Source organism: Helicobacter sp. 23-1045, assembly GCF_053654655.1.
In genome coordinates this window covers 1-12356 of the sequence record NZ_JBSIUR010000015.1, presented here as the reverse complement: position 1 = coordinate 12356, position 12356 = coordinate 1, and the positions used below count along the sequence as shown (strand labels likewise).

Here is a 12356-nt window from a genome sequence, read left to right as displayed (position 1 = left end):
AAACGCCCTAATTTAGCTTGATTTCAATCTCTAACATATTGATATTTTGATTTGAGTCCGTCTTAAAGTGGATATTTTGCGTGCCTGCGCCTGTGTATTTTTTGATGACTTCGATGATTTCATTTCGCATTTCGTTGATATAGGGCAGATTCGTGCTGCGCTCGGTGGCAAGGACGATTGATAGGCGATTTTTAGCAATCTTTGCCGAATCGCCCCGCCCAAAAATTCTATCTAAAAAACTCATTTAAAAAACCCCTTTATCGTTGATAAAAATCCCGTGCTTTCAACTTCAAACGCCACTTCATTGCCTAAAATGCGCTCACAAATATTATTATACGCCTTTGCGGACTTTGAATTTTTATTGTAAATCACAGGTTCGCCCTTGTTTGTGGCACTTACCACCTTCTCATCTTCGCTAATTAGCCCAATCAGCGGGATTGCCACGATATTTAGCACATCATCTTTGTCTAACATCTCGCCTTTTTTCACCAAATCATATTTGATTCGATTGATGATTAGGTGCTTTTGCACTTCTTTACCCGCCTTTGCAAGCTCGCTCTTTGCGTCAATTATGCCAATCACCCTATCGGCGTCCCGCACCGAGCTCACTTCGGGATTTACGACAATTAACGCCCTATCCGCACAGAAAATCGCGTGTTCAAACCCGCCCTCAATCCCCGCAGGCGAGTCAATTAGCACAAAATCAAACTTGCCCTTTAAATCCACAAGCAAATTTTTGACTTTATTTTTATCTAAAATCGTTTTGTCCTTGCTTTGCGAAGCGGGGAGAAAGAAAAGATTTTTTGCTTTTTTGTCATTTATAAGTGCCTGATTTAGGTTGCATTTGCCCTCCATCACATCGATGACATCAAAGACTATGCGATTTTCTAGTCCCAAAATCATATCCAAATTGCGAAGTCCTATGTCAAAATCGATTGCCACGACTTTTTTGCCTTTGTTTGCGAGTCCAACGGCGATATTGCCCACCGCCGTGCTTTTGCCAACGCCACCTTTGCCCGAAGTTATGGTGATAATCTGTCCCAAGATATTGCCTTTGAAAAATATTTTTAAATCAAAATTCTAGCAAAAATCAGTCCGCAATTTTGTATAATTTCGCAGAATCTAGCAAATTTTAGGAAATAATAATGAAAGAAATCATCAAAAACTGCCCCAAAATCAAGGCAAAAGTGCATTCAATCGAAACATTTGGCGCGGTGGATGGACCGGGCATTCGCTTTGTGCTATTTTTGCAAGGGTGTCATTTGCGATGCCTCTACTGCCACAATCCCGACTCGTGGGACTTAAATGGCGGAATGGAAGTGAGTTTGAAAAATATTTTGAAAAATATTTTGAGTTATAAAAAATTCTACAAAAAAGGTGGTGTGACGATTTCAGGGGGCGAACCGCTCTTGCAGCACGAGTTTTTATACGAACTGCTAGGTGCGCTAAATGCGCTTGGACTTCACAGCGCGATTGATACGAATGGATTTATCGATTTGAAATTTAGCAAAAAGTGCATTGAGCGCACGAATATGCTACTTTTGGATATCAAAGAATTAGAAAATGATGACTGCATAAAACTCACAGAATACAGCAATGAAAACACGCTAAAAACGCTTGATTTTTGCGAGAGCGTGGGGAAATGCGTGTGGATACGCTTTGTGTGTGTGCCAAAATGGACTTTGAGCGATGGCAAACTGCATAAATTAGGCGCGCTAGCGAGGCGATACTCGTGCGTGGAGCGCGTGGAGCTAATCCCATTTCATCAATTAGGCGCATATAAATACAAAAAGTTGAATTTGGAATATAGATTAGAAAACCTGCAAACGCCAAGCGAGGGCGAAATGCAACACGCAAGGGCGATTTTGGCGGAGTATGGGTTTTAGGGTGGGATTCTGCGAATTTGGCGGAGTTTTGGATTTTAGATTCTGCGGATTTGGCAAAAAAAATGGTGGATTCTGCGATTTTTTAAAATTAGATTCTGCGAAAAGGGCGGATTTTGGAAAAAAAATAGCAAGTTTTTTTACATTAGATTCTGCGAATCTAAACAAATCTCAAATTATAGATTTTTTTATCCACATTAAGATTGCAAAAATCCTTCCACGCAGTGGCGATTATCAAAACTTCGCACATTTCAGCGACTTCCTCCAAACTATCGCAATACAAAAGTGGCAAATTATAAGTTTTTTGAAAAATCTCATTTGCCATCGGGTCAAAAGCATAGATATTTTTAAATCCGCAATTTAGCAGTTTTTGCGCCAAAATCGCCGACTTACTATCTCTGCAATCATCACTATTTGGTTTAAATGACAATCCCAAAATGCCAATTTTGGCGCATTTCTCGCATTCGCTACTAATTTTTTCCACATAAAAATCCACAATATCGCCATTTATTTGCAACACTTTTTCCAAAATCTCCGCCTTTGCCCCTTTGTCATTTGCCTTTTTTGCTAACGCCAAAGTGTCTTTTGGCAAGCAGTATCCGCCAAATCCAAGTCCGGGATAAAGATAACTTATGATATTTGCAGGATTTCCAAAAAATCGCTTATCCAAATGCAAGGTTCTAAATGCGAGTTTTGTGTCGATATCGCCAAGAGTTTCTGCGATGATGCTCATTTCATTGCTGTAACTAATCAAAGTCGAAAGGCAGGTGTTGCTTAGATATTTGATAAATTCTGCGGTGTTTGTGTTTGTCCAAATTAGAGGTGCGTTAAATGGCGCATAAATTTCGCTCAATATCTCTTTTATAGAAGCAGAATCTGTTCCGATGACAATTCTATCTGGTTCTAAAAAATCGCTATATGCAAATCCCTCGCGCAAAAATTCGGGATTTGACGCGATGGGAATGCCACCGCTAATTTGTATAAAAACTTCGCAAACACTGCAAGGCGGAACGGTGGATTTGATAACAAAAATCACAGATTTTGCTAACTTTGACTTGCGTTTGACGCATTCACAAATCGCAGATTTTATAAAGTCCAAATTCGCGCTTCCATCCTCGCCCATCGGCGTCCCAATGCAAAAAAAGACGACATTCGCAGAATCTAGCGCAGAATCTATATCATTTGTAATTTGCAGATTCTGCGATAGCGTGGCATTTAGTCCGTATTCCAAACCTTCCTCAAAAAATGGAATTTGCCCTTTATTTAGCATTTCAACTTTATTTTTATCAATCTCATATCCGCAAACTTTGTAATTTTTATCCCCCAAATGCTTTATCGCAAATCCCACCGCAGTCGTCAATCCCACAAATCCCATTCCAAACACTACAATTTTCATCTGCAATCCTTTAAAAACGATAGAAATCTACGTACGCCATCATTTACCAAAATCTGCGGATTGTAATTTAGCAATGCTCGTGCTTTTGCGATATTTGGGCATCTGCGAGCGGGATTGTGCGCTAGATATTCGCTATCATTTGAAGTGCCAAAAATAACTTTGCCTTTGTAATCAAATATTTCCGCGCCAATATTTTGATAAATCTTTGCTAGTTCATCTACGCTAATTTCTGGTGCATCAATGCCAATGTTAAAATACTCAAATTCCCCAAAATAAAGCACTTTTAAATACCCGATAATCGCATCGCTAATATAGCAAAATGTCCGCTTTGGCGTCCCATCGCTCAAAATCTCAATATTCCTATTTTCCAAAATCGCCCTTGCAAAGTCCGCCGGGAGACGCAAATCATTCACATTCATCCCCGGACCATAATTATTAAATGGACGCGCGATTGTAAGTGGTAAATTATATTTTTTGGCAAATACATAGCACATCGTCTCGCCAAATCGCTTTGCCTCATCATAGCACGCACGCGCGCCAATGCAAGATACATTTCCGCGATATTCCTCATCTGTGGGGACGCTCAAAGCATCGCCATAGATTTCACTGCTCGAAAAAAACAAAAATCCCTTAATGTTTTTATCTTTGTAAAATTCAAGCAAATTTCGCAATCCCCAAATATTCGCATCCATCGTCTCAACGGGGAATTTTCGATAAAATGGTGGCGAAGCGATACTTGCTGCGTGGATTATAAAATCCGCATTTTTCGCAGACATAATATCGCTAATATCATCATTGATAATGCAAAATGGCAAAATCTCGCATTTATCGCTCAACTCATCAATCCATTTAGGACGCCGAAGCATAAAATTATCCAATCCAATAATGCGCTTGATTTTTAACTCCCCTGCAAACCTATCAAAAAACTTCATAAAATAAAATCCCAAAAACCCCGCGCAACCCGTGATTAAAATCGTTGCGTTGTCAAACTTTTTGCCATCGATATTTTGAAAAATATATTCCAAATCATTATTTACAATGTGATTTTCCATTATGCGACCTTTTGTGTGAGATTGAATGTGTAAAATGTGGCAGATTCTGCGAATTTTGCTAGATTCGCAGAATCTGTATTTAAAAACAATTCTAGTATTGATTGCTTCGCTTCGCTCGCAAAACAAGGCGAAGCCGAAGTTTCTTTATTCAATTCTGCGAATTGCGGTGGAGATTTTGTATTTGTAAAAATTTTAGGGTGTGAGACTAGACTAGCGGTCTGCGAACGCCCTAAAATTTTTACAAGTGCGAAAGATGCACCCGAAGACGAATTGAGCGAATTGTCTAGCGTTTTTTCTCCCACTCTGGGGCAAACGCTTCCCCCACTTGCACAAAACTCTGCTTCCTGTTCCAATTTGCGTGCGAACTTTGATAGCATAGTTTGCATTGCAAGGGCATTTCTACGCTGCATTTTTGCAACCTTGCGGATTTCGCAGAATCTGGCGCAGAATCTGTCGCATTTGCAAACGGGGGGGGGGGGATTTTAAAGAAGCATTTAATAATCTTAAATCACAATTATTTGCATTCACTCTTGCCCTAAAATTTTGAAATGCCTCACTATTCCACGCACTCTCAAAGTCCGCAAATTCGCTAAATTTCCCTAGTTTCAAACTCGTGCTTTGGCAAGGGCGAATGCTATCATCACTCCCTATAAAAAAGTCCCTCCACCCCACAAAACAATCTTTATGATACTTATCCCCAGCGATATCCTCGCCTTGAATAAAGGGCAGTTTTAGTTTTATATCTAATTTTTTGGCAACTTCTATCGCAGCGTTAAATGCCTCGCGCACCAAATTTTGCTTATTATAAAGACTTTCACTTAGCATATCCGCGCTAAATGCACTCAAAAATACGACTTTGACTTCCTGCATATTTAGATTTTTTGCTAATTCCACCATTTTTGGCAATTCTCTAATATTTGACTCCATCGCGACAAAGACAAAATTCATATACGGATATTCCACACCCAAAGCACGCTTTTTCTCTTGGATTTGCGCGATATTTTGCGTAATTTTGCTAAACTTGGACCCAACGCGAATTTTGTCATTTATCGCAGAATCTGCCCCATCCAAACTCACCGCGATAATATCAACCTTATGTGTGAAAATATCATCGATAAATTTATCCAATCGCATTCCATTTGTGACGAAATATTTTCGCACATTGCTCTCATTTAATCGCCGTAAAAACTCGCTAAATTTGGGATTTATCGTAGGTTCGCCCCAACCAAATAGCGTGACTTCCTCGCAAACTTCAAGTGGTTTTTGCAACTTATCTAACACATCTAATTTTAAATAAGTTTGGTTGAATTCCGCCTCATCTCTCCCGCAAAAAATGCACTTAATATTGCACGCACTTGTCATCTCCAAAACGATTCTGCGTGGGTAACTTTTGAGTTTCAATGCGCCAGATTCTAACTCGGCGATATTTAGCGCGGAGTTTGCCATTTGCTCTTTTGTAAGCGTGCTGTGGAATAGTTCCTTTGTCTTTGCTCGTAAAATTTTCATTATGCTGCCTTTTGTGAAGTTGAAGTAGATTTGTAAGAAAAAGTGTGAAAAGTGTCTGTATTTTGATTAGATTCTGCGAAAAATAAGGCAGATTCTGCGATTTGGTTAGATTTTGCGGAGTTTAATTTATGTTCTGCCCCCCCCCTATTTGCGATTTTACTAAATGCGTTGCGATAGTTTTCTAACTGCGTCTCGCTTAAAATTTTGCCATTTTCATAATGTGATTTATACCACGAAATGCTTTCATTTATCGCGCAATCAATATCATAAAGTGACGAAAATCCCAGCATTTGAAATGCTTTTGCAGAATCTAGCATTAGCAAGTTTGCCTCGTGAGGATTCGCAGAATCTTCTGTGATTTTAAAGGCGATTTTATCCCAAATCTTTTGTGCTTTGTGTAAAAACGCCTTTACGCTAATATTTGCCTCGATATGTGGGGCAAAGTTGAAACTCGTAGCAAAACTCACATCGCCTTGCAAAAGTTTCTCCCCAAGCATCAAATATCCGCGAAGCGGTTCTAACACAAACTGCCAAGGGCGAGTGGCGTTTGGATTGCGGATGATTGTTGCACTGCTAGATTCCACGCCACGCATTAAATCTGGCACAATTCTATCCACGCTAAAATCTCCCCCGCCGATGACATTTCCCGCCCTTGCAGTGGCGATTAGACAATTATGCGATTTCCTAAAATCGCTCACATTAAAAAAACTCTTTTGCATTGCACTTGTGACAATCTCCGCACACGCCTTACTTGCGCTATAAACATCATATCCGCCAAGTCTATCATTCTCTCTATATCCCCAAATCCACTCTTTATTTTCATAAACTTTATCCGTGGTGATGACTACAATCGCGCATAAATCTTTGAGATTTCTAGCGCATTCAAGGATGTTTAGCGTCCCTAGCGCATTTGTGCTAAAAGTATCGATGGGATTTTTATAACTCTCTCTTACGAGCGGTTGAGCGGCGAGATGAAAAATAATGTGCGGATTAAAATCAAATAGCGATTTTTGGAGCGTTTCTTTGTTTTGAATATCTGCAAATATCGTGCGGAAGCGACTTTCCGCGCCAAGCAAGGTAAAGTGATTTGGTTTTGTCTGCGGTGGAAGCGCATATCCGCACACTTTCGCCCCCAAACTCTCCATCCACAAACTCAACCACGAACCCTTAAATCCCGTGTGTCCTGTGATAAAAACGCGCTTTTTTTGATAAATATCTAACATTTTGACCCTAAAATTAAAAATTGCGTATTTTATAAAAAAAAATTTAATGATAACTTAAATGTAAAATTTTAACGCAGAATCTACGCTAATTTCATAATTGTGAGATTTGCAAATGCAAGTGGCAATTTAATTCGTAGATTCTGCGATTTTGTAAAATTTTCGTGCGAGATTCTGCGATTCGCAGAATCTACCCCCACTTCGTCATTGCGAACTAGTGAAGCGAGTGTGGCAATCCAAATTCGCAGAATCTGATTATAGATTGCCACGATTTTGCCCCCGCAAAACCTTAATTTATCCCCGCCTCGATGAGTTTGTGAATATGCACCACGCCTTGCACCCTCATTTCCCCATCCACCACCACGAGCATTTGGATTTTCGCCCCCTCAATCACGCGCAGAGCGTCATACGCGAGCATTTGCGCATCATCGCACACCTTTGGATTTTTATTTGCAAAGTTTATCGCTAGCGCATCCAAGCTAAAATCGCCTCGCATCATCGCCCTTCGCAAGTCCCCATCGCTAAGCACCGCGCAGAGTTTGTCATCATCCAAAATCAGCACATTGCCGAGTTTGCCCTGCGTCATTGCGATGATTGCGTCTTTTAGCGTTGTGTGTGCGGTGATTATGGGGAGATTTTCGCGCTGCATTAAACTAGCGATTTTGACAAATAGTCTCCGCCCCAAACTCCCGCCGGGATGGAAGTTTGCAAAGTTTTCCTTGCTAAAATTTCGCCTTTTCATTAGGCACACCGCGAGCACATCGCCAAGTGCCAACGCCAAAGTCGTAGAAGCTGTCGGGGCGATATTTAGCGGACACGCCTCTTTTTCCACGCTAATATCGATGAAAAAGTCGCCCTGCGCGGAAATAGAAGTGTTTTCGTGCTTTGTCATTGTGATGATACCCTTTGAAAGTCGGCGCAGGTGGGGCATTAGCGCGATTATCTCATCGCTCTCCCCGCTGTAACTAATCGCCAAAATCGCATCATTCTCGCAAATCCCGCCCAAATCCCCGTGCATCGCCTCTGTGGGGTGGATGAAAACGCTTGGCGTCCCCGTGCTTGACAGCGTGGCGGAGATTTTCGCGCCGACAAGTCCGCTTTTCCCTACGCCAAGCACGATTAGGCGATTTGAGTGATAGATAAAATCGATGATTTTTGAGAGAGATTCTGCGTTTAGGCGACTTTTCGCATTTAAAATCGCCTCGCTTTCAATTTCCAAAACTTCCCTTGCAATCGCTACAAAATCCATATTTTACTCCAAATTTTTGCTGAAATTTTAGCAGGATTTTAGGCAGAATCTATGGAAAAATCACAGGAATATCAGGGTAACCCATCGCATTTGGCGAATCTAAATATAAATTTCCCACACCAGCAATCTTTTTTGCGCCTTTATCCACCAAATCATTGCGCAAATAGCTCACCTCAATCACCACGCCCCAAAAATATCCATTTACATAATACACCGCACCATAGCAATTAAAATGCGTGTGAATGGGCGTATAATGCGCTTTCAATCGCTCCAAAACCGCTAACCTTCGCTCCGCAAAAGGCGTGTTATCCAAGTAGCATTTATGAAACTCAAAAAGCACCTGCGGAAAATACTGCGCGATTTTTGCCAAATCGATATTTTCTAAAATCTCCCATTCGCAGTCCTCAATGTCGCATTGCAGGACATTACACGCATTTGGGTTAAAATCGTGTTGCGCCAAAAGATTTTCAAAGCTAATCGTATCGCGGGCATCTTTTGCGCCCACAAATTTCTTATAAAATGTGATATTTGGGTGATTATACGGGGCTTTGTCGATACTTGCGTCATATTGCAACACTTTGTAACCAAAATTTGCCATATCCAAATCCCACGGCGAATAAGGCGAAACGCCAAGTGAGAGGGCAAAAGGTGGATTTTGCGAAAAATTTATTTGTGGTGGATTATCTAACAAATACGGGGGGGGGGAATTATGTGATGAATCTTGCATAGATTTAAGCAAGTCAATTTTTGGATTTATCATAATGTATCCGCCATCATTCGCCCCACCCACGCGCACTAGATTCTGCGATATAAGATTTGAGCGCACGGGGCGAGTGGCGTTTAGATAACGTTTCATCGTGGCAAAATCACTTGTTACGCCTACTTTTCCACCATTTTTAGGATAAAATGCCATCAGCAATTCATCTTTATGAGCCACATTTAAATCGCGTAAAACATTGTAAGCAAGGACATTTCGTAGATTCTGCGAAATTTCTGTTTCGCTAAGAAGATTTATCATTTTTCTTTTTAATTTCTTAAACATTCTGTAACCTTTATGCAAAATAAGTCCGCCATTTTAGCACAAAGATTTTCATTTTCGCTATAATTTGGCACAACTAACAACAATCAACAAAAAATAAGGGAGCGAAATGCTAACAAAGGATAACGAAACCTACAAGCAAAAGCAAGTCGATAAAAATCTCATCGCAAAATCACTCGTATTTTGGGTATTTGTGGGATTATTTTTGGGTGTGGTATTTGGCAGTGTGGGGAGTTTTTATAATGCAGAATCTACCGATAACAGCGCAATAATCGCGTTTTTTTATAATTTTAGCGTGGAGAGCAAGGCATACACGATTGACCCATTTATCAAGGGGCTGAAACTTTTGATGGGACCCATCATATTTTTGACGATTATCACGGGTATTGTGCGGTTAGAGGACTTAAAGACGCTTGGTTCGCTTGGGTTAAAAACGCTGATTTATTTTGAGGTGGTTAGCACCCTTGCGCTAGTTATCGGCGTAGTTTTTGGCGAAATCATCAAACCCGGACACGGAATGCACCTAAAAGTCGAATCGCTAGATTCAGGTGATGTGGCGGGATATATCGCGCAGGGCGATTCGATGCCACACACGGCAAGTGGCGAGATTTTGCATATTTTAAAGTCCGCTATCCCGCACGACCCGATTACGCCATTTGTGGAGGGGCGGATTTTGCAAGTGCTTGTGATGGCACTTTGCATTGCGATTGTGTTAAGCTTCACAAGTCCCGCGTTTAAGGACAAGGCGTTAAAATACCTTGAATCTATGCAAGAGACATTTTTCAAAGTGCTAACGATTCTTATTTGGTATTCGCCACTAGCGACATTTGGGGCGATGGCGTTTTTAATCGCAAAGTTTGGATTTGCCTCCATCGGCGGGATGGCGCAACTTTTACTCACGATGGCGGTTGCGGTGCTTGTGTTTATATTCATCGTGCTTGGGGCAATCTGTTTGCTTGGCAAAATCAATATTTTTAAACTTATGCGCTTTGTGTATCGCGAAGTGCTAGTGGTTTTTGCCACGAGTTCGAGTGAAACCGCACTCGCCCCGCTTATGCGAAAGCTAGAAAAGGCGGGGATTCAAAAGGCAAGCGTGGGATTAGTCGTGCCTGTGGGATATAGCTTTAATTTGGACGCGACAAATATCTATTTAAGTCTCGCCGTGATTTTTCTCTCACAGGCATTTGACATACCCATCACCATCGAGCAGACTATCACGCTAATCATCATTTTGATGATAAGCTCCAAAGGCGCGGTGGGCGTGACGGGAAGCGGATTTATCGTGTTAGCCGGGACGCTATCTGCGCTAACGATGGGCGATGGCTCGCATTTAATCCCCGCTGTAACGGTGGCTGCGATTTTGGGTATCGATAAATTTTTAAGCGAAATGCGAAGCGTGGGTAATCTCTGCGGAAATGTCGTGGCGTGCGTGATGGTAAGCATTTGGGATAGGCGCGTGGATATGGAGAAGTTTAAATATGCGCTAGACCATCCTGATGAATTTAAGGTGCTGTGAAGGGTGCTTATGGAAAAAATAAGAGATATTTTTGTGCGATTTTTTGGTGGTTTTATTTTTTTACGGGGGGGGGATTTTAATAAAATCGCAGATTCTGCGAATTTTTCGTCATTGCGAGATTTGCGAAGCAAATCGTGGCAATCCAAATTTACACCATAGATTGCCACACTCGCTTCGCTCGTTCGCAATGACAAAGTATTTGCAGATTCTGCGAATTTCGCTATTTTTCATCATCTTTTCGCAGAATCTAAATGCCGTTGAACTCTCCACCCTTTGCCCTAACGGCAATTGCGAGATAAAATCGCCCCAAAGCGAAGTCACAAACCACAAACACTTCACAGGACTTATAAAAATTGGCGCAAAAATTGATTTGTTTTTAAACTACGCTAGCATAATGGTGACTGCCTCAAATCAGCAAGTATTTGAATTTTTAGAAAATGGCGAGATTACGCACTTTGTGAATTATGGCACTATCGATACTTCCAAAATGTCGTTTTATGTGCCTAAGGGAAGTGGCGTTAGCGAGATTACAAACTACGGCGAAATAGGCATTATAAAGTCGCATATTCATTCAACACTTACGATAAATAACTTTGGGCGCGTGGCAAATGGTTCTAGCGGGGAGAATATCCACGCAAAAGGGAGCGTTTTTATCAAAAATTACGCGCTGATGATAGAGAAAAAGGCGAGTGCTTTTAATGCTTTCACAAAATACACGAAAATGCAAGAGGATTTCGCCCACCTTGTGGTGGATTTGAATAATAGCGGGAATATTAGTTTTGCGGATAAAAATTCAAAAATCATTTTGGACTTTGGAGGGGATTTTGAGTTTGGCAGTGGATATTTGCTTGAAAAATTAGTCGTTGATACAAGTGGCACAAATAAGCTACCTGTGGATATTTCGCGCTTGACTGCGAAAGATGACATTTTTGAAATCTCGCAAAGTGGGAAGCATTTTATCATCACTCCAAAACCGCAAAATACTTTGATTAGCGCGACTTTTAGGGCAAATCTCCGCACGATGAATAATTTTTCTTTGTTGCTAAACTCGCAAATTTATCCACGCAATCATAATTTTCCCCCTCCCTTGCGGAGGGGGATTAAGGGGGTGGGTGAAACCCCACAAAAACGCACGATTCGCAGAATCAAAAAAGTTTCGTCATTGCGAGGCGCAGAATCTAACGCACAATTTCCGTCATTGCGAGATTCTGCGTTAGCAGATTCGTGGCAATCCACAAACGCAAACGAATACGCAAATCTCAAACAAAACGAAACCTTTTTCTATAAAAACGCAGAATCTAACGCAAAAAATCGCAGAATCTCGCGCACTTTACGCACTTCAAATCCCGCAGATTCTGCGAATCGCCCCAAAATCGCAGAATCCACCGCAGATTCTGCAAAAAACTATCATTTCATTTTCACGCCATTCGTAAATCACAACTCTTTCGCCAAAGCAGGAAACTACGCACTATCGGGATTTGATTATGGTTTCATA

15 protein-coding genes are annotated in these 12356 nt (G+C 41.2%); 4 read left to right on the top strand and 11 right to left on the bottom strand.

Annotation, left to right across the window (positions count from 1 at the left end):
• Positions 1-7: 7 nt before the first annotated feature.
• A complete protein-coding gene (gene minE / locus ACWIUE_RS10835) occupies positions 8-244 on the bottom strand; it encodes a cell division topological specificity factor MinE (RefSeq protein ID WP_454136779.1) in 237 nt (78 codons plus the stop codon).
• Positions 241-1044 (bottom strand): septum site-determining protein MinD, encoded by an 804-nt coding sequence (gene minD / locus ACWIUE_RS10830; RefSeq protein WP_454136778.1) that lies wholly within the window; start codon positions 1042-1044, stop codon positions 241-243. Before minD ends, minE begins: the two co-directional genes overlap by 4 nt.
• A gap of 101 nt (positions 1045-1145) precedes the next feature.
• Between minD and pflA the strand changes: the two genes are divergently transcribed.
• Positions 1146-1886, top strand: coding sequence for a pyruvate formate-lyase-activating protein (pflA, locus tag ACWIUE_RS10825; protein ID WP_454136777.1), 741 nt, complete (start codon positions 1146-1148; stop codon positions 1884-1886).
• Here the strand turns inward: pflA and ACWIUE_RS10820 are convergent.
• The 9 genes from ACWIUE_RS10820 to ACWIUE_RS10780 all read right to left on the bottom strand — a co-directional run bounded on the left by ACWIUE_RS10820 (position 1812) and on the right by ACWIUE_RS10780 (position 9324).
• The gene (locus tag ACWIUE_RS10820) at positions 1812-2051 is read right to left on the bottom strand and encodes a hypothetical protein (RefSeq protein ID WP_454136776.1); all 240 of its coding nucleotides are present in this window, start codon (positions 2049-2051) and stop codon (positions 1812-1814) included. The genes pflA and ACWIUE_RS10820 overlap by 75 nt on opposite strands.
• Positions 2044-3279, bottom strand: a complete 1236-nt coding sequence (locus tag ACWIUE_RS10815; protein ID WP_454136775.1) for a UDP-glucose dehydrogenase family protein — start codon at positions 3277-3279, stop codon at positions 2044-2046. Before ACWIUE_RS10815 ends, ACWIUE_RS10820 begins: the two co-directional genes overlap by 8 nt.
• Positions 3276-4331 carry an NAD-dependent epimerase/dehydratase family protein gene (locus ACWIUE_RS10810; RefSeq protein WP_454136774.1) on the bottom strand — a complete coding sequence of 352 codons (1056 nt, stop codon included), beginning with the start codon at positions 4329-4331 and terminating at the stop codon, positions 3276-3278. The genes ACWIUE_RS10815 and ACWIUE_RS10810 overlap by 4 nt, the downstream gene beginning before the upstream one ends.
• Entirely contained in the window at positions 4331-4741 is a 411-nt protein-coding gene (locus ACWIUE_RS10805) for a hypothetical protein (protein WP_454136773.1), read from the bottom strand. Before ACWIUE_RS10805 ends, ACWIUE_RS10810 begins: the two co-directional genes overlap by 1 nt.
• Complete coding sequence (locus tag ACWIUE_RS10800) at positions 4731-5837, bottom strand: radical SAM protein (RefSeq protein ID WP_454136772.1); 1107 nt, start codon at positions 5835-5837, stop codon at positions 4731-4733. The genes ACWIUE_RS10805 and ACWIUE_RS10800 overlap by 11 nt, the downstream gene beginning before the upstream one ends.
• Positions 5837-7060, bottom strand: coding sequence for a CDP-glucose 4,6-dehydratase (gene rfbG, locus ACWIUE_RS10795; protein WP_454136771.1), 1224 nt, complete (start codon positions 7058-7060; stop codon positions 5837-5839). Before rfbG ends, ACWIUE_RS10800 begins: the two co-directional genes overlap by 1 nt.
• A gap of 80 nt (positions 7061-7140) precedes the next feature.
• On the bottom strand, positions 7141-7326 hold the full coding sequence (locus tag ACWIUE_RS10790; protein ID WP_454136770.1) for a hypothetical protein: 186 nt from the start codon (positions 7324-7326) through the stop codon (positions 7141-7143).
• A 20-nt stretch (positions 7327-7346) separates the two neighbouring features.
• Positions 7347-8306 (bottom strand): KpsF/GutQ family sugar-phosphate isomerase, encoded by a 960-nt coding sequence (locus ACWIUE_RS10785; protein ID WP_454136769.1) that lies wholly within the window; start codon positions 8304-8306, stop codon positions 7347-7349.
• 49 nt (positions 8307-8355) lie between these two features.
• Positions 8356-9324 carry a hypothetical protein gene (locus ACWIUE_RS10780; protein WP_454136768.1) on the bottom strand — a complete coding sequence of 323 codons (969 nt, stop codon included), beginning with the start codon at positions 9322-9324 and terminating at the stop codon, positions 8356-8358.
• A gap of 130 nt (positions 9325-9454) precedes the next feature.
• Here ACWIUE_RS10780 and ACWIUE_RS10775 point away from each other — a divergent pair, with 130 nt between their 5' ends.
• The 3 genes from ACWIUE_RS10775 to ACWIUE_RS10765 all read left to right on the top strand — a co-directional run.
• Positions 9455-10861, top strand: a complete 1407-nt coding sequence (locus ACWIUE_RS10775; protein ID WP_454136767.1) for a cation:dicarboxylate symporter family transporter — start codon at positions 9455-9457, stop codon at positions 10859-10861.
• 9 nt (positions 10862-10870) lie between these two features.
• Complete coding sequence (locus ACWIUE_RS10770) at positions 10871-11020, top strand: hypothetical protein (protein WP_454136766.1); 150 nt, start codon at positions 10871-10873, stop codon at positions 11018-11020.
• A gap of 28 nt (positions 11021-11048) precedes the next feature.
• Positions 11049-12356: hypothetical protein (locus ACWIUE_RS10765; protein WP_454136765.1), on the top strand; the 1308-nt coding region annotated here is incomplete at its 3' end.